At 70.3% G+C, this 18,752-nt stretch carries 30 protein-coding genes, 2 tRNA genes and 1 pseudogene; 4 read left to right on the top strand and 29 right to left on the bottom strand.

Annotated elements, in window-relative coordinates:
• Positions 1 to 25 precede the first annotated feature (25 nt).
• The 24 genes and pseudogenes from ACFE7W_RS16845 to ACFE7W_RS16730 form a co-directional block, all read right to left on the bottom strand.
• A complete protein-coding gene (locus tag ACFE7W_RS16845) occupies positions 26 to 406 on the bottom strand; it encodes a hypothetical protein (RefSeq protein WP_375425980.1) in 381 nt (126 codons plus the stop codon).
• A 125-nt stretch (positions 407 to 531) separates the two neighbouring features.
• A complete protein-coding gene (locus ACFE7W_RS16840) occupies positions 532 to 1,017 on the bottom strand; it encodes an HNH endonuclease (RefSeq protein ID WP_375425979.1) in 486 nt (161 codons plus the stop codon).
• The gene (locus ACFE7W_RS16835; RefSeq protein WP_375425978.1) at positions 1,014 to 1,376 is read right to left on the bottom strand and encodes a hypothetical protein; all 363 of its coding nucleotides are present in this window, start codon (positions 1,374 to 1,376) and stop codon (positions 1,014 to 1,016) included. Before ACFE7W_RS16835 ends, ACFE7W_RS16840 begins: the two co-directional genes overlap by 4 nt.
• Positions 1,377 to 1,617: 241 nt before the next feature.
• Positions 1,618 to 1,977, bottom strand: a complete 360-nt coding sequence (locus tag ACFE7W_RS16830) for a hypothetical protein (RefSeq protein ID WP_375425977.1) — start codon at positions 1,975 to 1,977, stop codon at positions 1,618 to 1,620.
• Positions 1,978 to 2,212: 235 nt separating this feature from the next.
• Positions 2,213 to 2,407 carry a hypothetical protein gene (locus ACFE7W_RS16825; RefSeq protein ID WP_375425976.1) on the bottom strand — a complete coding sequence of 65 codons (195 nt, stop codon included), beginning with the start codon at positions 2,405 to 2,407 and terminating at the stop codon, positions 2,213 to 2,215.
• 292 nt (positions 2,408 to 2,699) lie between these two features.
• Positions 2,700 to 3,017, bottom strand: coding sequence for a hypothetical protein (locus tag ACFE7W_RS16820; RefSeq protein WP_375425975.1), 318 nt, complete (start codon positions 3,015 to 3,017; stop codon positions 2,700 to 2,702).
• Complete coding sequence (locus ACFE7W_RS16815; protein ID WP_375425974.1) at positions 3,014 to 3,250, bottom strand: hypothetical protein; 237 nt, start codon at positions 3,248 to 3,250, stop codon at positions 3,014 to 3,016. The genes ACFE7W_RS16820 and ACFE7W_RS16815 overlap by 4 nt, the downstream gene beginning before the upstream one ends.
• Positions 3,247 to 3,381, bottom strand: a complete 135-nt coding sequence (locus ACFE7W_RS16810) for a hypothetical protein (RefSeq protein ID WP_375426065.1) — start codon at positions 3,379 to 3,381, stop codon at positions 3,247 to 3,249. The genes ACFE7W_RS16815 and ACFE7W_RS16810 overlap by 4 nt, the downstream gene beginning before the upstream one ends.
• A 660-nt stretch (positions 3,382 to 4,041) precedes the next feature.
• A pseudogene (locus tag ACFE7W_RS16805) lies at positions 4,042 to 4,494 on the bottom strand (DNA cytosine methyltransferase); the annotation flags it as partial.
• Positions 4,495 to 4,535: 41 nt separating this feature from the next.
• Positions 4,536 to 4,934, bottom strand: coding sequence for a RusA family crossover junction endodeoxyribonuclease (locus ACFE7W_RS16800; protein WP_375425973.1), 399 nt, complete (start codon positions 4,932 to 4,934; stop codon positions 4,536 to 4,538).
• Positions 4,935 to 4,978: 44 nt separating this feature from the next.
• Positions 4,979 to 5,464, bottom strand: coding sequence for a WhiB family transcriptional regulator (locus ACFE7W_RS16795; RefSeq protein WP_375425972.1), 486 nt, complete (start codon positions 5,462 to 5,464; stop codon positions 4,979 to 4,981).
• Entirely contained in the window at positions 5,461 to 5,802 is a 342-nt protein-coding gene (locus ACFE7W_RS16790; RefSeq protein WP_375425971.1) for a hypothetical protein, read from the bottom strand. Before ACFE7W_RS16790 ends, ACFE7W_RS16795 begins: the two co-directional genes overlap by 4 nt.
• Positions 5,799 to 6,236 carry a hypothetical protein gene (locus tag ACFE7W_RS16785; RefSeq protein ID WP_375425970.1) on the bottom strand — a complete coding sequence of 146 codons (438 nt, stop codon included), beginning with the start codon at positions 6,234 to 6,236 and terminating at the stop codon, positions 5,799 to 5,801. Before ACFE7W_RS16785 ends, ACFE7W_RS16790 begins: the two co-directional genes overlap by 4 nt.
• Positions 6,233 to 6,688, bottom strand: a complete 456-nt coding sequence (locus ACFE7W_RS16780; RefSeq protein ID WP_375425969.1) for a hypothetical protein — start codon at positions 6,686 to 6,688, stop codon at positions 6,233 to 6,235. Before ACFE7W_RS16780 ends, ACFE7W_RS16785 begins: the two co-directional genes overlap by 4 nt.
• 9 nt (positions 6,689 to 6,697) lie before the next feature.
• Entirely contained in the window at positions 6,698 to 6,970 is a 273-nt protein-coding gene (locus tag ACFE7W_RS16775) for a hypothetical protein (protein WP_375425968.1), read from the bottom strand.
• A 26-nt stretch (positions 6,971 to 6,996) separates the two neighbouring features.
• Positions 6,997 to 7,188: a hypothetical protein gene (locus ACFE7W_RS16770; RefSeq protein ID WP_375425967.1), complete on the bottom strand. Its 192-nt coding sequence runs from the start codon at positions 7,186 to 7,188 to the stop codon at positions 6,997 to 6,999.
• 157 nt (positions 7,189 to 7,345) lie between these two features.
• Positions 7,346 to 8,473, bottom strand: a complete 1,128-nt coding sequence (locus tag ACFE7W_RS16765; RefSeq protein WP_375425966.1) for a hypothetical protein — start codon at positions 8,471 to 8,473, stop codon at positions 7,346 to 7,348.
• 36 nt (positions 8,474 to 8,509) lie between these two features.
• Positions 8,510 to 8,689, bottom strand: a complete 180-nt coding sequence (locus ACFE7W_RS16760) for a hypothetical protein (RefSeq protein ID WP_375425965.1) — start codon at positions 8,687 to 8,689, stop codon at positions 8,510 to 8,512.
• Positions 8,686 to 9,468: a hypothetical protein gene (locus ACFE7W_RS16755; RefSeq protein WP_375425964.1), complete on the bottom strand. Its 783-nt coding sequence runs from the start codon at positions 9,466 to 9,468 to the stop codon at positions 8,686 to 8,688. The genes ACFE7W_RS16760 and ACFE7W_RS16755 overlap by 4 nt, the downstream gene beginning before the upstream one ends.
• Positions 9,461 to 9,586, bottom strand: coding sequence for a hypothetical protein (locus ACFE7W_RS16750; protein WP_375425963.1), 126 nt, complete (start codon positions 9,584 to 9,586; stop codon positions 9,461 to 9,463). Before ACFE7W_RS16750 ends, ACFE7W_RS16755 begins: the two co-directional genes overlap by 8 nt.
• Entirely contained in the window at positions 9,586 to 10,005 is a 420-nt protein-coding gene (locus tag ACFE7W_RS16745; protein WP_375425962.1) for a hypothetical protein, read from the bottom strand. Before ACFE7W_RS16745 ends, ACFE7W_RS16750 begins: the two co-directional genes overlap by 1 nt.
• Positions 10,002 to 10,247: a helix-turn-helix domain-containing protein gene (locus ACFE7W_RS16740; protein WP_375425961.1), complete on the bottom strand. Its 246-nt coding sequence runs from the start codon at positions 10,245 to 10,247 to the stop codon at positions 10,002 to 10,004. Before ACFE7W_RS16740 ends, ACFE7W_RS16745 begins: the two co-directional genes overlap by 4 nt.
• A 346-nt stretch (positions 10,248 to 10,593) precedes the next feature.
• A tRNA-Asn gene (locus tag ACFE7W_RS16735) sits at positions 10,594 to 10,666 on the bottom strand.
• A 77-nt stretch (positions 10,667 to 10,743) separates the two neighbouring features.
• The gene (locus ACFE7W_RS16730; protein ID WP_375425960.1) at positions 10,744 to 12,183 is read right to left on the bottom strand and encodes a trehalose-6-phosphate synthase; all 1,440 of its coding nucleotides are present in this window, start codon (positions 12,181 to 12,183) and stop codon (positions 10,744 to 10,746) included.
• 51 nt (positions 12,184 to 12,234) lie between these two features.
• Between ACFE7W_RS16730 and otsB the strand changes: the two genes are divergently transcribed.
• Positions 12,235 to 13,071: a trehalose-phosphatase gene (gene otsB / locus ACFE7W_RS16725; protein WP_375425959.1), complete on the top strand. Its 837-nt coding sequence runs from the start codon at positions 12,235 to 12,237 to the stop codon at positions 13,069 to 13,071.
• Here the strand turns inward: otsB and ACFE7W_RS16720 are convergent.
• Positions 13,068 to 13,286 (bottom strand): hypothetical protein, encoded by a 219-nt coding sequence (locus tag ACFE7W_RS16720; RefSeq protein ID WP_375425958.1) that lies wholly within the window; start codon positions 13,284 to 13,286, stop codon positions 13,068 to 13,070. The genes otsB and ACFE7W_RS16720 overlap by 4 nt on opposite strands.
• Before the next feature lie 63 nt (positions 13,287 to 13,349).
• On the opposite strand from ACFE7W_RS16720, the gene ACFE7W_RS16715 reads away from it, so the two are divergent.
• On the top strand, positions 13,350 to 14,210 hold the full coding sequence (locus ACFE7W_RS16715) for a phosphotransferase (RefSeq protein WP_375425957.1): 861 nt from the start codon (positions 13,350 to 13,352) through the stop codon (positions 14,208 to 14,210).
• Positions 14,211 to 14,232: 22 nt separating this feature from the next.
• Here the strand turns inward: ACFE7W_RS16715 and ACFE7W_RS16710 are convergent, their stop codons facing one another.
• The 3 genes from ACFE7W_RS16710 to ACFE7W_RS16700 are packed head-to-tail and all read right to left on the bottom strand — an operon-like array spanning position 14,233 to position 17,389.
• Positions 14,233 to 15,129, bottom strand: a complete 897-nt coding sequence (locus tag ACFE7W_RS16710) for a carbohydrate ABC transporter permease (RefSeq protein WP_375425956.1) — start codon at positions 15,127 to 15,129, stop codon at positions 14,233 to 14,235.
• Positions 15,129 to 16,067, bottom strand: a complete 939-nt coding sequence (locus ACFE7W_RS16705) for a carbohydrate ABC transporter permease (RefSeq protein WP_375425955.1) — start codon at positions 16,065 to 16,067, stop codon at positions 15,129 to 15,131. The genes ACFE7W_RS16710 and ACFE7W_RS16705 overlap by 1 nt, the downstream gene beginning before the upstream one ends.
• A complete protein-coding gene (locus tag ACFE7W_RS16700; protein ID WP_375425954.1) occupies positions 16,064 to 17,389 on the bottom strand; it encodes an ABC transporter substrate-binding protein in 1,326 nt (441 codons plus the stop codon). The genes ACFE7W_RS16705 and ACFE7W_RS16700 overlap by 4 nt, the downstream gene beginning before the upstream one ends.
• 269 nt (positions 17,390 to 17,658) lie before the next feature.
• Here ACFE7W_RS16700 and ACFE7W_RS16695 point away from each other — a divergent pair, with 269 nt between their 5' ends.
• Complete coding sequence (locus ACFE7W_RS16695) at positions 17,659 to 18,015, top strand: PRC-barrel domain-containing protein (RefSeq protein ID WP_375425953.1); 357 nt, start codon at positions 17,659 to 17,661, stop codon at positions 18,013 to 18,015.
• A 19-nt stretch (positions 18,016 to 18,034) separates the two neighbouring features.
• On the opposite strand, the gene ACFE7W_RS16690 is transcribed toward ACFE7W_RS16695, so the two are convergent.
• Complete coding sequence (locus tag ACFE7W_RS16690; RefSeq protein ID WP_375425952.1) at positions 18,035 to 18,499, bottom strand: group II truncated hemoglobin; 465 nt, start codon at positions 18,497 to 18,499, stop codon at positions 18,035 to 18,037.
• A 116-nt stretch (positions 18,500 to 18,615) separates the two neighbouring features.
• Between ACFE7W_RS16690 and ACFE7W_RS16685 the strand changes: the two genes are divergently transcribed.
• A tRNA-Ile gene (locus ACFE7W_RS16685) sits at positions 18,616 to 18,692 on the top strand.
• Positions 18,693 to 18,752: the final 60 nt, after the last annotated feature.

The following is an 18,752-nucleotide window of genomic DNA, read 5'->3' as shown; positions in this document are numbered from 1 at the left end:
CACAGCAGGACCGAACGACCGCCGGTCAGACCTGCGACGCGTCGCCCAGCGTGGGCTCGCCTGCAGCGAGCGCTGCGAGCTCTTCGTCGAGGCTGACGCCTCCAGAACTGTCGCCATCCGGGATCACCTCCCCAGAACCGGCAGAGTCCAGACCAGCCCGGCCGATCGCCAACTCAAGCTGCGCGTTCAACTTCACGACCAGCAGCACGTTGCCCGCAGCCATCGCCTCATCGAGCTCGTCCGCCAGGTGCTGAACGACCTTCCGGCGCACCACCACCAGCGGGCCAGCCTCCGGCGCATCCCGCACCGCCCGGGCCACATCCGCCCCGATCCCACCCCGTCGGCGACGCTTCCGACGCGAACCGGCAGCATCCGCCGCCTCTGCGCCCTTCGCCGGTGTACTCACGGGACACAGGGTAACGCTCACAGCCACAGAATGGCCCCTGCCAGCCCCGGACAGGCCCAGACCCGGGGAGAGAGAACCGGAGCGACATCTCGCCGCGTCCTGAGGCCCCTGGAAAAAACCGGGGGTCACGTCCACTTCCGGGACTGGCGGTCGGTGTCGGTGATGGCGTGGGGGTCGGGGTTGTCGCCTCGGTGTTGGTTGCAGGGTTTGCATGCTGCTCGGAGGTTGCTCGGGTGGTCGGTGCCGCCTTGTGAGCGGGGGACGATGTGGTCGGCGGTGGTGGCGGTGCCGAGGCAGTGGCGTGGTGTGCCGTCGATGCCTGGCCAGGTGCCGGGGTAGTGGAGCTGGCAGGTGTGGCCGTCGCGGTGGAGGATCTGCGCGATGAGGCGGCGCCAGGGTCGGCCGAGGCTGGGTCGTGTCTTGGCCGGTGCTGCTGCTGGCTTGGTGGTGGTGGTGGTGCGTGGTGGTGCGGGTGTGTAGCGGCTGCGTCCGTAGGTGGCGAGGCAGGTCTTGCATCGGCTGTAGAGCTGGCCGGTGGTCTTGGTGTGGGTGTTCTCGGGGGTGAGGGTGGTGCCGCATCCGAGGCAGGTCGGGGTGGTGCGGATCGTCATAGGTCGGTGCGCCAGTAGCCGCGGCCGTTGGTGCGGAAGCCGACGCGGTGTGTGGTCTCGCGCATGGGTGCCGGCAGCGAGATGGGTGGGCTGGTGGGTGCGGGGTGGGGGTCGGTCCTGGTCGGCAGGGGGTCGGGGGTGGTGGGTTCTGGGTCGGGGGTCTGGATGTCGGGTTCGGTGGTGGTCGGCTCGAGGCCAACCGAGCGGAGCGAGGGCGGCAGCAGTTCGTCGGAGATCTTCTGCCAGATGGCGTTGACGGTGTCGCTGGCGTGGTGTGAGTCGACGATGGCGACGGTGATGGTGTGGGTGCTGGTAGCTGGGTCGTAGGTGTGGCTGAGGCTTGCGCTGCGGGGTCGCATCTCGGGTTGCTCCTGAGGGTCGGTTTCTGACGCTGTGGGACAGGTAGTTTCGAGGGGGTGCTGCGCTAGAGACGGCAGCTACTTGGGTTACTACTTAGTTGGTTACGGGGGGCTCTTACGGAGGGGGTCACTGGGGAGTGAGGGGGTAGGGGGGTCTCAGTGATAGGTCCCCTCACTTGGGGGTGACCCTTTATCGGGGTTATCCACAGCCCCCCTATCACTGGGGAGTGACCCTGCCCTGTCACTGTGGGGTGACCCTGCCCCTCCTGCTGGGGTGACCCTTTGTCGGCGTTGACCCCCTCACTGGGGGGTGACCCTTAAGGTCGGCGATCCGGTACTCCTGGAGGCCGCCGAGCGATGGGTCGAGGAGGGGTTCAATGGCCCCGGATCGGGCCAGGCGGGTGAGGGCGTTACGGGCTGTCCCGATGGCAAGGCCGGTGCTTTCGCCGATCTGGCGTGCGGTCAGGTTGCGGCTCGTTCGGTCGTTGTCGCGGGCGTTCTCAGCCAGCACGACGAGGACGAAGCGCTCGACGGTCGTGAGGTGCTGGTAGGGGCCGGCGGTGACGGCTTCCCTGATTTCGCCGATGATCTGGCCGCTCATGATGACTCCCTGTCGCGTCGTCTGGGGCCATATTCTGACCCTGACGCACAGGATACCCGTCACTGTGCAGTGATGGGGGGTATCACTGGGGAGTGACCCTTACAGGGGCAGGATGTGCTGCTGGTGGGGCCGGTGGCGATGTGGTCGGGGCAGGTCTGGCGGTGCTGGTGGTGACCGCACCATGTGCAGCAGTCGGGGGGCTGTTGGTGGCGTGCTGGGGGCTTGGTGGTGGCCATCAGTCGGGCTCGGATGCGGCGGGGAGGTGGCGGTCGAGGATGTCCTCGATGTCCTTGAGCGGGATGCAGTAGCGGCCGTGGGAGTCGAGGGTTGGGGCTGCGACGAGGACCCGGATCGCGGCGAGCTTGCGGCGGGCTTGGACGAGCTCGAGGACGAGGTCGGCGGTCCGGTTCGCCTGCTCCTGGCCGGTCACGTCAGAGGCTCGATCGTGACGGCCCTGGGTGCCACCGCGGCGGGTAGGAGCCACTGGCCGCCGCACCCCGAGCAGGTCAGCAGTCCGCAGCCAACGGCGTCGACGGAGCGGAGCCAGCCGAGCCAGACCTGCCGGCATGGCTCACACCACAGCGTCGGCGCGCAGGGGCACCGGTGGTTGACCGTCCACCAGCGAGCCGGAGGATGATCTGCCGCGCATCGGTTCCGGTCGCACGCCTGCTCGTGGTGCCAGTCGAGGGCGTCGAGGACGTCGCTGTCGGGGATGGTGGCGGTCATGCCGTCCGGTCCTCTCGGTGGGCGGTGGAGGCCCTGTGGTGGGCTTGGAGGGCTGCGAGGCGGTAGTCCTGGGCGTGGCCGCGGCGCGCGATCCCTTGGGGTTGGATCAGCGCGCGACTGGCCAGTTCGGACAGTGCGTTCTTGACGGTGCCGAGGGCGAGGCCGGTGAACGCGGAGATCGCGCGGGCGTTCGTCTTCGTGACCCGGTCGGTGTCGCGGGCTGACTCGGCGAGGGCGACGAGGACGAACCGTTCGGCGACGGTGAGGTCTGCGGGGGCGTAGCGGCCTGCGTCCCCGACGAGCTTGCCGCTCACTCGGGCAGCACCCTGCCTGTGTTGACATCGACGACCGCGGCGACGATCTCGCCGCCGCGGATCAGGTAGACGTGCTCCGCGCCGGGCCGGGAGCGGCTTGGGATTGGTGCGAGGCCCCAGAACTGCCAGGGGCGGCCGTCTGAGGCGGTCCAGGTTTGGCCGGCGAGGTGTTTGAGGTAGCCGGTTTGGCCTCGGCGGGGGGCGGGAGGCACGTCGCCGAACAGGTCGGTCATGAGGCGCCCCCGAGCAGCACCTGCAGGGCGGCGTGGGCCTGCTGGGGGACGACGCCGTTCCCGAGCGCCTTCAACTGGGCGTTGCGTCCGAGCCCGGGAACGTCGGTGACGTGTCCAGCGGGGAGGCCCATCATCCATTCGACGAAGCGGGGCGAGAGCCGTTGCGTGCCGCGCGGGCTGGTCTCGGTGGGGGCGGGGGCTACTCGTCGGAGGGCGTGCTCCCAGCGGCGGATGGCGGGCTCGTAGGCGCCCCATGCCTGGCGTTCAACTTCGTCCCGAGGTCGGTCCGCACGACCGCGTCCGTCAGCGTCATATTCGAGGGGGTTGAGCCACCCGAGGCCTTCGCGTCCATCGCTGTCGGCGTCGGGAGCAGCATCACCGCGCTGGGCAGCATCAGATCGCCCGATGAGCCTCGCTGGTTCGGCCCGCCCTTCGTCCCGTCTGTCGCCCGTGGCGTCGGCAGCAGTGCAGCCACCTCGGACAGGTTCGGATCGTTCCGCCCAGCTCCCGCTGGCCCCGCGCCCTTCCAGTCCCGGGCCATCGGGGTTGGCAGCAGGGTGGCTGCTGTCCTGAGGTTCAGGCCGCCGTCCCGGCCCGAGTTGCCCGGGCCGCCCATCCCGTCCGCTGCGTTCGGAGTCGGCAGCAGTGTCAGGGCCACCCCCGGCAGCAGCAACTCGTGCGAACGATCCCCCGATCGGCTCCGATGCCCGCCCATTGAATCCGCCACTGAGGGTGTCGGTAGCAACGACGAAGACCCGGAACCGTCCGTGAGGGGCGCCGACGTCGGAAGCGCGAAGGCCAAGCCACCGCGCGTCATACCCGAGCTCGGCCAGGTCGCCGAGTACAGCGCCGAGTGCCCGCAGATCAGGCTCTCCGTCTGCGGCACCTCCCAGACACCACGGGCAGGGTTCCACGTCGCTAGCGGCTCGGGCACTGAGGAGTCCTCTCACGTTCTCAGCGACCACGTAGCGGGGTCGCAGCTGGTCGACGGCATAGGCCATGTGGGTCCAGAGGCCAGATCGGGTGTCGGGGCGCAGGCCAGCCCGCTTGCCGGCGTGGGAGACGTCTTGGCAGGGGAAGCCGCCGGTCAGCACGTCGACGGGCTCGACGGCCGACCAGTCGATGCGGGTGAGGTCGCCGTGGTTCGGGATCTTGGGGTAGCGGTGGGCGAGGATCAGGTTCGCGCCCGGGTCGATGTCGGAATGCCAGGCGACGGTGCCGCCGAAGTAGGCGGCGGCGGCCATGTCGAGGCCGCCGTAACCGCTGAATAGGGACCCAATCCGGGTCATGCTTCGGTTCTCCAGACTCTGATCAGCGCGCCGCCGGCGGGGGTGAGGTCGGGGGCGGGGCTGTGTGGGTAGGTCTTGCGGGCGGTGAGCTCGACGACTTGGGAGTCGTCGACGAAGACCGTGCCGGTGAGGTCGTCGAGGATGAGGCGGGCGAGTTTGTCGACGTCGCCGGAGGAGCGGGTGATCGGCCACAGGCGCCGTTCAGGCTTGACCGAGGGGGGGCAGGGGACGGTGAACGTGACCTCGACGGAGATGGGGCCGGTGAGCGGCTGGCCGATGTGCTGGCCGAGCTGGATACCGGCGAACTTGACCCGGCGTCGCCACTCGTCTTGTCCGACCCGCTCGTCCTCGACGAGCTGGTGTTTCACCTTCCCGCGGGCGCCGATGCACTTCATGGAGCCCTTAGGTGCGGGGAGGCCCGTGACTCGCACGGCCCACATCAGGCGTTCGCCGCGTCCCAGAACGCGGTGACGGTCTCGCGGATGATGGTGGCGCGCTGCTCCTGCTCGGCGGCGCGCTCAGCGGCTCGTGCCGCCTCCTGCTCAGCCGCAAGCTGCTCGGCTGCCTCCCGGGCCCACAGCTCTTCCTGTTGGGCCCGGCGTGCAGCTCTGGCAGCCGCGAGCGAAGTTGCGGCCCGGACCTCGGCCTCGGCTTCTGTGCGCTGCCAGTCGGCGGGCGTGATGCCTTCACGGTCGAGGCGCGTGAGCAGTCGCGTCCGATGATGTGCCCACATGCCGCCCCAGATCCCGAACCGTTCCCGCTTTTCGAGCGCCCAGAGGAGGCAGGCGTGCTCGACCGGGCACCGGTGACAGACCTGCACCGCTGGGTGGATCGGGCCGCCGCTCTCGGAGAAGAACAGCTCCGGGTCGGTCTCTTGGCACAGCGCGCCGGGAAGGTTCGGGATCAGGGCAGCGTCAAGGGTCACCGCTTCCGACCCCCTACAGGCCCGTCCCAGATGGCGACGAGGATCACGCCGCCCGCGCAGCCGGCGAGGAGCCCGGCGGCCGGGTTGAGCACGGTGAGGACGATCAGGCCCCACAGGAGGGCGGTGGCGGCGACGATCATGCGCACGCGGGCCCAGAACGACCACTGGTCGCTGTAGGTGACGTGGCGCATGCCGGCGACCTGCTGGACGGTGTAGAGGGGGTGGCCGCCCTGGTCGTGGAGCTCGGGGTGGGCGGGGCAGACGATGGTGGCCTCGGCGAAGTCGACGACGAGCCAGCCGTGGCAGAACTCGCAGCTCTCGACGACTGGCGCGGTCACGAGGTCACCCCAGCTACCCACGGCAGCAGCTCGTCGAGCGAGACGGCGAGCTTGTCGACCATGCGGTACATCAGCTCGGGCTCGAAGCCTTCCGAGCTGAGGAGGATCGCGGTCCGCTTCTCTTGCCCGACCGCCCAGCCGAGCTCGAGGTGAGCAGAGCGGCCGCAGGGCAGGACGAGTACGAACGTGTCGGCCCACTCCATCGCGGCGAAGTCGGACTCGTAGCCAGCGAGGGCCCGAGGGTGCTCCAGCAGCGCCCTGTAGGCGACTGGGGACCAGCCCAGCCAGTCCGGGTCGATCTCCGACCAGGCGAAGCCTGTGCCGCCGTCCGGGTTGCGGAAGTCGTAGACCTGGTGCCCCTGGTCGCGTAGGGCCTTGACGACGCCGGGCTGCAGGGTGCACCGCCATGAGGAGGCGACGTAGATGCGGCTCATCGGTTGCGCTTCCCGAACGGGTCGAGCACGGTCGCAAGGGGCTGGCCGTCAGCCTCGGCGGCTTCCTTCGCCTCGGCGAGCTGCTCGGCCTCGCTCGGCTCTTCGTCGTCGGTGACGAACTCGACGTGCGTCTCACGAGCGTCGATCGAGTCGAACGGGAGCGGTGTCCGGCCGGTCCGCGCGGTCTGCAGGTCGAGGGCCAGCTTCACGACTGCGGCGGGAACCTTGTCGACCGCGCCGAACGGCTCGATCCGGCGGACGCGGACGGTCGGCCGCTGCGCCTTCTCCGGGTCGTCGACCTCGGTGTCGGTGGTGATCTTCGGGACGTCGAGCCACACGAGGGCGGCGATCACCTGGTGCGGGTTCTCGATGATGGCGGCGTGGAGGCTGTCTAGGCCGTTGACTTCGTCGTCGCCGGGGAGCTTGGACGAGAGGGCGATGCGTGCGGACATGGGTTCTCCTCAGAACAGGGGTTCGGGTGCGACGGCCGCGGGCGCGGCGTCGGTCGTGCTGGCCACGGGGGTGGCGGACTTGGGTGGGTTGGAGCAGGTCGCGAAGTGCGGCATGTAGCGCTTGAGCGGCGGGGCCGGGTCGCCCTGGTCGACGGGGCGCACGAGGCCGCGGATCAGGTGACCGTCCCGGGCCCGCTCGGCGAGGACGTTCCCTCGCTCATCGGGGACGGGGTCGACGGGCATGACCCGGCCGGTCAGCAGCCGGACGAACGTGATCGTCACGCCGCACCGGTGGCACTTCCCGCCCTTCACCGCTGGACCGCCGCTCGGGCTGCGTTCGCCTCGCGGGCGCAGTGAGAGGGGCGGGCGTCGAGGAGGCGGTCGATCCAGCCCTGGTGCTGCGCGGCCGTGTCGAGGTGGCCAGCGGCGCGGGCCTGGTCACGCTTCGCCTTGACGATGGGCAGGGCGGCGTCGATGTCTGCCACCGTCCAGCCGGTCACCGCTCGCCCGTCCCTGCGCAGCGAGTGCAGCGCACGACGGACCGCTCGGGGTCGGACAGGTGGCGCCACTCGTGCCCGGGCGCGGGAACCTCCCCGGAGCCTGCGCAGCGACGGCACGGCTCGGGCGGGGCCGGGCGCCCGGTAGGGCCCGGCGTGCTCACTGCTCGCCCCGCTCGGACAGCGCCTTCGTGATCAGGTCGTCGAGCTGGTCCGGGCCGGTCAGCTTCGTCAGTTGGTCGATCAGCCGCGACGCCTCACGCGACGTCAGGTCCTTCGTCGTCCCGCCCTCCAGCACGCGGCCGACGAGCGCCTCGGTGCTGTTGCGGCGGTCCTCGTCCTCCGTCACGCCGAGCTTCTTCCACGTGACGCCGAGCATCCGCAGCTGCGACGCGGTCACCTTCGGCGCCGAGTAGGGGATGACCTGCGCGGACTGGTCCCGCTCCGGGGCCTCGGCGGCCGCCTGGTCGACGACCTGCTGGTCTGTCTGCTCCTGCGCGGGCTCCTCCAGCTCCGGCCCGGGCGCGGGCGATGGCGCGTCCGGGCCAGAGGGTCCCGGCGCGTCCGGGAGGGGGATGTCGACCTCCAGCGGCGGTGCTGGCGTCGACACGGCAACCGGCTCCCCCGATGGGGCCGGCGCCTTCGCCGTGGACCTGCGCGTAGCGCGGGACACGGTCGTCTTCGGGGTCTCCTCGGCCGACCCGGGGGCCTGGTCATCGGTCGGCTCGTCCTGCAGCTCCTCGGCCGCGCCCATGCCGTGGCAGACGTCGGGGAACACCAGCCGGCACAGTTCAGCCGAGGTGCGGGCCTGGAGCATCTGGCGGGGGTGGTGCTTCCACGTGTCTTTGGTCGTCAGTCCGGCGGCCCGGGCCATGTCGATCGTCCAAGTGACCTCGGTCCAGGTCGACCGGCCTCGGCGGCGGCCGCGCATCGTGCAGGTGGCGCCGGTGGTGGTGGTGACCTCGATGTCGTGGCCGGCGGCGAGTACCAGGGCGCGGAGCCCTTCAGCTGAGAGCGTCGGGCGGCCCTGGACCATGTAGGTCTGTGCCAGCGAGGTCATCGGAGGCAGGCCCAGCTCGCGGCCGTGGAGGATCGCAGCAGCGACCGCCGGCGCGTTGTCACGCAGCCCCTTCGGAACGAAGTCAGTCGCAGCGACGTGCTCGGACAGCTTGACGACAGACCCGATCACGCTCGTCCAGCTGTCGGTGATCTCGCGGTCGAGGTTGGGTCGGGCGAGGGCGGCGGGCGGCCGGAGCTCGAGGTCGGTGCCGGGGGTGGGGTCGGTCATGGTGTGCCTCCAGGGCAGGGGATGGGTCGGAGAAGGTCAGGTGGCGCGGAGACGGCGGGGCAGGGTCTCGACAGCGGGGTAGTCGGTCTCGAGGAGTCGGCGGCGGCGCGCGCACGCTTCCGGGGTGTCGGTGCTGGCGGGGTCGGGCCGGGTTGACCACCACGGCGACGTCTGCCGCTCGACGGTCAGGGCGGCGATCAGCTCGTCGTGGGTCATGCCGTGGCCAGCTCGTCGTCGACGGTCTCGGGCCAGATCGCCCGGCCGATGGGCGGGTCGTCCGCGCATGCCTGCTGCCACCGGTACGCCTGCAGCACGTGCAGGAAGATCCGCCACGTCGCCGGCCCGGCGTCGACCGGCAGCATCTCAACGTCGTCAGCGCCGACGTGAGCGACGAACGCACGCTCCGACGTCCAGATGTTGGGCTCCTCGTGCTTACCGTCGAAGAGCGCGACGTCGGAGCCCCGGTAGGCGGCCAGCTGCAGCGCGGTCTCCCGGTAGACGCCCTTCCCCGTCTTCACGTCCAGCCAGAACGGGTCGCCCCCGCACAGCAGCGGGGACTGAGCGATCAGGTCGCCGGTCCCGCCGTACCGGTGGCCGGTGTGACAGACCGGGATCTCGGTGTGCAGCGCCTCGATCTGCCAGCGGTCGAGGAAGCGGGCGTAGGCGGTCGACGGTCCTACGTACTCGTCGGGGACCTGGACGTCGACGCCGTGCGCGATCTTCTCGCCGAACGCGTGGATCCGGGTCCCGCGGACCGCGGCCGCCTTCACCGTGTTCCGGTAGGCGTAGCGGATCCGGTCGAGTCGCTCAAGCATCCCGAGCTGGGCGAGCTCGTCCCAGTTCTCGACGGCCTCGGTGGCGCCACAGTTCGCCGCCCATTGCTTCAGGGCCGGCTTGTCGAGCGCACCGATCACGGTCGTTACGCCGGGAACCTTCTGGCCGTCGAGGCGGTAGGAGTGGCCGGTGCCGTGATTCCGGCGAACGAACCTAGCCACGGGTCACCGCCTGCTGAGCGGCGCGGATCGCGGCGTAGGAACGGGCCTCAACCCGGGCCATGTGCCGCTCGATCAGCCGGTCGACGAGGGACTCGCTGGCCACCATCAGGCGGGCCATCAGTGAGCCCTGACCAGGTCGCGGGCGCGGGTGCCGAGGTCAGCCCACGCGATGGCCTGGAGGCGGGCGCGCTCGTCGACCTGGGCGGCGACGATGTGGTGCTCGACGTGCTGCTGCTCATCCTCGACCAGCTGGTCGCAGGAACGGCAGTAGGCGCCGGGCAGTTCAGGCACGCGGACGACGTCGGGGACGGCCATCACCGCAGCGACGAGCCGGTCGAGACCAGCGGTCACCCACGGGCAGACCTTGGTGTGCGCGATACCGGCGTCGCACGCCTCGGCCAGAGTCCACTCGTACCCGCCGACGAAGGCGGCGTCAGTGTTGGCCGGGCAGTGACGGCAGATCCAGCCGATCGGAGGGCCGGGCAGCATCCGCAGCCGGGTGCGCCAGACATGGATCGGCCGCCGGTAGCTGCTCACGATGCGGCCCGCTCGAGGAGTGCGGTCGGGTCAACGTCGAGGCCCTCGGCGATCTTGGCGAGGTCGTCGAGGTTGATCTGCACCAGGCCGTTGAGCCGGTTGCGGAGCCAGTGAACGGGAACGCCGAGCTGGTCGGCGAAGGCGGCGGGACGGATGCCGCGACGAGCGATTTCGCTGCGAACCTCAGCGGCGACTGCGGTTGAGAGGGAGACTGTTGCCTCGACGGGTGGGGTGGTGACCATGACGCACAGTCTGTATCTGTGGCGCACATTGCGCAAGCATTGAGCCAGAAATGCACGAAATCTGTTGCGTACGTATAGTTTCCGTGAGGGTCAGACCCCTACGATGTCTGCCATGACAGTTCACTCAACGACGCCCACGCGCGTCACCTACAACGACCAGGTTCGCTCCGAGATCCGCGCTCTCATGGGCCGGAAGCAGGTCACGAACAGGGAGCTCTCGGAGCGTGTCGGCGAAGACCAGGTGTGGGTCGGGCGCCGGCTCACGCAGAGGTCGCGGACCGTGCCTCTCGACCTCATCGACCTCGAACGGATCGCCGATGCACTCGGGGAGCCGGTGACTAACCTGCTCCCCCGTCTGGATTCGAACCAGAAACCTGCCGGTTAACAGCCGGCTGCTCTGCCAATTGAGCTACAGGGGATCGCGCCGTAACGCGGGTACGAACATTACCAGCCGATTCGTACCGGCTCGACCGGGATGCGGACCGACCCGCCGTCCTCAGTCGGCGGTCGGCTGGGCCTGGGCGAGGTCGTCGAGGAAGGTCGTCGCCCAGTGGTCGATGTCGTGCTCGGCCACCTGCCGGCGCATGACCCGCATCCGTCGGGCCTTGTTCCGGGGCGAGTCGTCCATCGCCTCCACCAGCCGGTCCTTCATCCCGTTGATGTCGTACGGGTTCACCAGGTACGCCTGGCGCAGCTCTTTCGCGGCCCCGGCGAACTCGCTCAGCACCAGGGCACCGTCGTCGGCCTGCCGGCAGGCCACGTACTCCTTCGCCACCAGGTTCATGCCGTCCCGCAGAGGGGTGACCACCATGACGTCCGCGGCCCGGTAGAGCGCGGCCATCTCCTCCCGTGGGTAGGAGGAGTGCAGGTACGTGATCGGCGGGCGGCCGATCCGGCCGATGTCGCCGTTGATCCGGCCCACCAGCCGGTCCATGTCGTCCCTCAGCTGACGGTACTCATCGACCCGTTCCCGCGACGGCGTGGCCACCTGGACGAAGGCGACCTCGTCCAGCTCGAGGGCGCCGTCGTCGATCAGCTCCCCGAAGGCGCGCAGCCGGGCGAGCAGGCCCTTGGTGTAGTCGAGCCGGTCGACGCCGAGGAACAGCACCTTCGGGTCGCCGAGGTCGCGCCGGATCTCGGCCGCCCGCTCGGCTGTGGCCGGGGCCGCGGCCAGCTCGGCCAGACCGGCGGTGTCGATGGAGATCGGGTAGGACCGGGCCACCACCGTCCGGCCGTCCGCCGCCCGGATCTCGTCCCGGTGGGTCTCCTGGCGCAGCCGGGCGCGGACGAGCCGGAGAAAGTTCTGCGCCCCGCCACTGACCTGGAAGCCGACGAGGTCCGCGCCCAGCAGCCCCTCGAGGATCTGGTTGCGCCAGGGCAGCTGCTGGTAGAGCTCGGTGGGGGGGAACGGGATGTGCAGGAAGAAGCCGATCCGCAGGTCTGGCCGCTGGCGACGGAGCATCGCCGGCACCAGCTGCAGCTGGTAGTCCTGCACCCAGACGACGGCGCCCTGCTCGGCGACGGCCGCGGTGGCGTCGGCGAAGCGCTGGTTGACCACCACGTAGGCGTCCCACCACTCGCGGTGGAACTCCGGGGCAGCGATCACGTCGTGGTAGAGCGGCCACAGGGTGGTGTTGGAGAAGCCCTCGTAGTACTCCTCGACCTCGCTGGCCGACAGGGGCACCGGGACCAGCTGCAGGCCGTCGTTCTCGAACGGCGCGACCTCCTCGTCGGGGGCGCCGTGCCAGCCGACCCAGGCGCCGTCGTGGCGGCGCATCACCGGCTCGAACGCCGTCACCAGCCCGCCGGGGGAGGTACGCCAGTCGACACTGCCGTCGGGGTGCTCGACCCGGTCGACCGGCAGCCGGTTGGCCACCACCACGAACGAGGCGGTCGCCGGCGGCTGTGCGGAAGCGGAAGGGTCGGCGGGGGTCATGGCCCCCATCCTCCCAGGACCAGTCGCGCCCCTATCTGCCAGGCTCAGCCCATGTCCTCACCCGTCCCCACGACCGAAGCCGGTACCGCCGCCCTGCGCGCCCTGCTGGCCGACCCGGAGGGCGCGCTCGTGGCCCTGGACTTCGACGGCACCCTGGCCCCGATCATCGACGACCCCGAGCTGGCCTCGGCCGACCCGGCGGCCGTGGCGGCGCTGGCCCGGGTGGGCGCGCTCATCGGCACGGTGGCGGTGATCACCGGCCGGCCCGCCCGCACCGCCGTCCGGCTCGGAGGCTTCGCCGGGCGCCCCGGTCTGGCGTCGATGGTCGTCCTCGGCCAGTACGGCGTCGAGCGCTGGGACGGCGCCACCGACTCCTACGACATCCCGCCCGAGCCCGCCGCCGTCCGCGCGGCCGGCGAGGATCTGCCGGCCATCCTCGAGCGGTACGGGCACCCAGGGGCCCGGATCGAGCACAAGGGCAGGGCGCTCGGCGTGCACACCCGCGAGCTGGCGGACGGGCGGGCGGCGTACCAGCAGCTGCTCGGTCCGCTGCAGGAGCTGGCCGGGCGGCACGGGTTGGCGCTGGAGCCCGGCCGGCAGGTGCTCGAGATCCGGGCCCCGGGCATGGACAAGGGGGCGGCCCTGCGCGCTCTGGTGGCCGAGCGCGGTGCCCGGACCGTGGTCTTCGGGGGCGATGACCTCGGCGACCTGCCGGCGTTCGAGGCCGTCGCCTCCCTTCGCGACGAGGGTGTCCCGGGTTTGCTGGTCTGCTCGGCTTCCGCCGAGGAGGACGCGCTGCGGGAGCGGGCCGACGTCGTCGTCGAGGGCCCGGCCGGCGTGGCCCGGTGGCTCGCGGACCTGGCGGTCCGGCTCAGGACCGCGAGCTAGGTTGCCCGGTCCGCGGAGGTGCTCTCGTCGGTCTGGCTGGACTCCTGCCGGGTCTGCTCCGGCGCGTCGGTCCGGCGGTCGGAGTCGGCCAGGATCTGCTCGGCCTGAGCGGCGGGATCGTCGCTGCCGGCGGCCAGCTCCTCGGGCAGCAGATGGGCCCGCTCGGCCGCGCGGTCGGCGTCCTGGGAGGTGGACCGGTCCTCGGCGTCGCTCATGGTCACACGCTACGCACGCGCTGGATATGCTCCGCGCGTGCCCCACGAGACCAGGACCCGGAGATGAGCGCCGACGTCGCCCCTGACCTGGGTGACGAGGGCGAGGTGCTGCAGGACCGCGAGGACCGTCCCGTGCTGAGGATCGGCGACCTCGTCCGGCACCCCCGCCAGCCCTGGTCCGGTTCGGTGCACGCCCTGCTGAGCCACCTCCAGCAGGTCGGGTTCACCGAGGCGCCCGTCCCTGGCCCGTTGGCTGAGGATCACGACGACGTCGGCTACATCGAGGGCATCGGCGGTGACGACGCCTGCCTGCTGGTCACCACGGACGAGGCGGTCGCGGCGGTCGCCCAGCTGCTGCGGCGCTACCACGACGCGGTCGCGACCTGGCGGCCCGAGGTCGAGCCCGTCTGGTTCGACGGGCAGCGGGGTGCGGGGGACGGGGGCGAGCACCTGGTCTGCCACGGGGACGTCGGCCCGTGGAACCTCGTCTGGCGGGACGGGTCGGTCGTCGGGCTGATCGACTGGGAGTACGCGACCATCGGCACCCGCCGCACCGATATCGCCTACGCCCTGCACTACCTCGTGCCCTTCCGGGACCGCAGCTACTGGCAGTGGGTGCTGGGGATGCCGGCCAAGCCGCGTCGGCGGCACCGGATGGCCGTCTTCGCCGAGGCGTACGGGATCCCCGTCGACGAGCAGCTGGTGGATGAGGTCCTGGCCTCCCAGCAGGCCGGCGTCGACCTGATGCGGACGCTCGCGGAGCAGGGCCGGCCCCGTCAGCAGCAGCTGATCGCCAACGGCGAGCTGGACCGGGAGCACCGCGCGGTGCTGTGGGGTCAGGGTCACCGGCACAAGTTCTACGCCAAGCGGCCGCGGAGCCGCCGTGGCGCGGACCACGAGGAGCGCCCGGGCGGTCTGCGCTGACCGCCCGGCCGCGCCGTCGGAGTCAGCGGATGCCGGTGGTGGCCAGTCCCTGGACGAAGAAGCGCTGGAACGCCAGGAACAGCACCACCAGCGGCAGCACCGCGATCAGCGTCATGGCCATCAGGGCGCCGTAGTCGGCCTGGTACTGCCCCTGCAGGAACTGCAGGCCGATGGGCAAGGTGTAGAGCTGCGGGTCCTTGAGAGCGATCAGGGGCCAGAGGAAGTCGTTCCACTGGTACATCACGGTCAGCAGGGTGAGCACGGCCAGCAGCGGCTTGCACAGCGGCAGCACGATGCTCCAGAAGATCCGCAGCGAGCCGGCTCCGTCCAGCTTGCCGGCCTCGATCAGCTCGTTGGGGATGGCGATCATGAACTGCCGGGCCAGGAAGATCCCGAACGTGGCTGCAGCGCCCGGGATGATCACGGCCCAGAACGTGCCGATCAGGCCCAGGCTGTTCACGATCCGGAACTGCGGCACCAGGATCGCCTGGGTGGGGATCATCATCGTGGCCAGCAGCACCAGGAACAGCAGGTTCTTGGCCGGGAAGGTCAGCTTGGCGAAGGCGTAGCCCGCCAGCACGCTCACCACCACGGTGAGCAGCGTGGTGATGCCGGTGACGACCACGGAGTTGCCGAACCAGGTCGAGACGGGCCAGGCGTCCAGGACGCGGGTGAAGTTGTCCAGGGAGACCCGGCGCGGGATCACGCTGACGTTGGCGTCGAAGGTCTTCTGGCCCGAGAACGCGGTGGTCAGCATCACCCACAGGGGGAAGGCCATCATGACCGCGGTGACCACGGCCAGCACGATCCGGACGGTGAGCCCCAGCCGGGAGCGGCGGCCGCGGCGCCGGGGTGAGGCTGTCCCGGCCGAGGTCTCGACGCGTGTCGGGGCGAGGGGGCGGGGTGCGGTGATGGCCATCAGGCGGTCTCGTCCCGGTTGCGGTTGGTGCGCCACTGCACGACGGTGAAGATCAACGTGAGGAAGAAGATCACCACGCCGATCGCCGCGCCGTAACCCTGGTCGCGGGTCGGCCCGAAGGCGGTCTTGTAGGCGTAGGTACCCAGCACCTCGGTCGCCGAGCCCGGTCCGCCGTTGGTCAGGACGAAGACGGTGTCGAAGACCTGGAAGGAGTAGATGACGTTCATGATCAACAGGAAGAACGTCGACGGCCCGAGCAGCGGGAACGTCAGGTAGCGGAACCGCTGCCAGGCCGAGGCCCCTTCCACCTGAGCCGCCTCGTAGAGCTCGACGGGCACGGCCTGCAGCCCGGCGAGGTAGATGATCATGGTGAAGCCGACCCGGATCCACAGCGTGATGACGATCAGCGAGATGAACGCCGGCGCCCCCCGCGACTGCCAGGAGATGTTCGGCAGCCCGAGGTCGGTGGCCAGCCCGTTGAACACCCCGATGGTCTCGTTGAACAAGAAGGTGCCGATCAGGCCGACCGCCACACCCGAGATGACCAGCGGCAGGTAGATCAGCGTCCGGACGACCTGGCGGCCGGGCAGGACCGAGTTCATCAGCACCGCCAGCGCAAGACCGACGGCCATGCTCAGCGGCACGGTGAGCACGATGAACAGGGCCGTGTTGAGCAACGCCCGGTAGAAGGTCGGGTCGGCGAACATGGTGGTGTAGTTCGCCAGGCCGCGCCAGGTGATCTTGCCGCTGAGCGGGGCGATCTTGGCCGTGGAGTAGACGAAGGCCGCGGCCATCGGGACGATCAGGAACCCGAGCGCCAGCAGCATCGACGGAGCCAGGAAGGCGAACGCCGACCGGTCCCAGCGAGGCCGGCGCCGCCTCGACGGGGCGCTCGCCGGAGGTCGGGTACTGGCGGGCAGCGCCGAGACCGCGGTCACGCCCCGGCCTTCTTCACCGCCGCCGCCAGTGCCGCGACCGTGTCGGCGGAGGAGGCTCCACCGAGGAACGCCTTCTCCAGCTCGGTCTGCAGGGCGGCGTTGATCTGCGCGAACTGCGGCACCGTCACCTGCTTGACCTGCTCGGGGGTGATCGTGGTGGCCTGCTCCACGAAGGTCTTCATCAGGTCCGGCCGGACCTGGAAGTCCAGCTGGGCCGAGGTGAGGGACTTCAGCGTGGGCAGCTCGCCGGTCGACTCGCAGAAGGTGCGCTGCTGCTCCTCGCTCACCAGGAACTCCAGGAAGAGCTTGGCCGCCTCGGTGTTCTTGCCGTCCTTCGAGGCCACGATGGCGTTGCCGCCGAGGTCGGAGGCGGCGGCGACGTCCTTGGGCATCGGCATCGCGCCGTACTCGAACTTCTTCTTGATGCTGTCGTCGATGAACGGGATCAGGAAGTCGCCCGCGAAGGCCATGGCCACCGTGCCGCCGGCGAACGCGGCGTCGGGGTAGGTGGCGGACTTCACCGAGGTGTTGCGGGCCACCCAGTTGTTGGTGAAGAAGCTCTGGGTGAACTCCACGGCCTTGCGGCCCTGGTCGGAGTCGATCACCGGGGACTTGAGGTCGTCGCCGAGCAGGTTGCCGCCGGCCTGGAACAGCCAGGAGAGCCAGCGGTAGGCCCCGGCGCTCTGCCAGTCGTAGATGAAGGGGACCTGCTTGCCCTTGACCACCCCGGCCAGCTTGCGGGACGCGTCGGCGAACTGCTCCCAGCTCCACGCCTCGTCCAGACTGGTCGGGGCGGTGAGGCCGGCGGCCTCGAAGGCGTCCTTGCGGTACAGGATGGCGGTGGTGTCGATCTGGTGCGGCACGCCGTAGGGCTTGCCGTCGTAGACGACCCCCTGCCACAGGCCCGGGACGAAGGTGTCGATCTTGGCCTGGTCGAACGTGCTGGAGACGTCCAGCAGCACGTCCTGGCTCGTGTACTGGCCGATGTCGATGTAGGAGACCCTGAACAGGTCCGGCGGGTTGCCGGCCTGGAAGCGGGAGTCCAGGTTAGTCTGGATGCTGGCGTAGGGGACCGTCTCGGTCTTGACAGTGATGCCGGGCTGCGCCTTCTGGAAGGCGGCGATGACGGCGTCGAACGCCTTCTTCTCCTGGTCTCCCGACCAGTTGACGAAGCTGAGCTGACCGGTCACGGCCGCACCGGAGGCGGCGCTCGACGGGGTGTCGGAGGTGGACTTGCCGGTGAGGCCGGCGCAGGCGCTCAGCCCCGCAGACGCTCCCAGCCCGAGCCCTCCGAGCAGTACCTGTCGACGGTTGATCGCCATGTCGTCTTCCTCTCGTCATCCCGCCGGGTGCTACCGACGGGCTGCGCAGGACAGCCGGTCCGGCGGACCGCCCCCTGACGCTGGTCTCACTTCTGCGGGCAGCGAACGGGTAGATGCACCCGCGCCCTGCGCCTATGTGCCGGGGTGTCCGGCGGTGTCGCCACGATGGCACGCCGACCGCGCGCCCGCCAGACCGGCACCCGGGTGTCGCGCCGGTATAGTCCTGCTCGGCCGAGGTGCACCGCCTCCCGCTCTTCCCAGGAGGACCCATGTTCGACGTCGACGACATCCGGGACTGGCGCGGTCAGAGCGTGGTCGACCGGGACGGGAGCAAGATCGGCTCCCTGGAGGCCGTCTACTTCGACACCTCCACCGACGAGGCGGTCTTCGCCACGGTCAAGGTCGGTCTGGTCGGCGGGGGCAAGCTGATCTTCGTCCCGCTGGTCGGGGCCAAGGTCGCGCCGAAGCACATCCGGGTGATGACGGACAAGAAGCTCGCCAAGGACGCGCCCTACATCGACACCGACGGTGAGCTCGACTCGGCCGCCGAGCCCGGGATCTACTCCCACTACGGTCTGACCTACGAGCGCGGAGCCAGCGGCGAACGCAAGCTCGGCCGCCGCTGACCGGTCCCTTCCGACAGCCTCAGAGCGAGGCGGCCGGAGCCTGCAGCCCGTCCCAGGACCAGCGCGGCATCGCCATCGCGTCGTCGATGTCGGCCATCACCTCGTGCTCGAGAACGTCCTGGACCGCCCACTCCATGTAGGCCCGCATCGCGGCCCGGAAGTCCGGGTCGTCCGGGAGGTCGGCATCCTGCATCGCCTCGACGAAGCAGCGGACTAAGCGCCGGCCCAGATCGCTCATGTCGCCGTTGCCCGCGTGGGTCCGCAGCACCTGGCTGTGGTCACTCATCTCGGTCGAGTAGGTCGCCGGTCCGCCCAGCACCTCCGCCCAGTACGCGGCCAGCCGCTCGACGTGCAGCGGATGCTGGCCGGGGTGGCTGAACGGGTGGTTCAGCTCGGGGTCGGCCAGGCAGCGCGCGTGGTGCGCGCGGGCCAGCCGCAACAGGGCCGCTTCGCCGCCGGCGAAGTCGTACAGGGTGGGCCTCACCTGCCCATCGTCGTCCCCACACGAGGCAGTCACAAGGTGACGCCGCACGCCGCGACCACGCGGTAGCAACGTCACGACCGGGCCGCCGGCCGGCCGCTAGGCTGAGCCCTCGACCAGGGGCGGTAGCTCAGCCGGTTAGAGCAGGGGACTCATAATCCCTGGGTCGCGGGTTCGAGCCCCGCCCGCCCTACCAGACCCGTGTATGCCTTCGGGTGATGGTTGACATGGCTGCTGCGGTTGATGTTTTACATGG

This window comes from uncultured Friedmanniella sp. (genome assembly GCF_964244285.1).
Classification (GTDB): domain Bacteria; phylum Actinomycetota; class Actinomycetes; order Propionibacteriales; family Propionibacteriaceae; genus Microlunatus.
The sequence above is the reverse complement of the archived record's forward strand: the minus strand, read 5'-3'. Positions and strand labels throughout refer to the sequence as shown.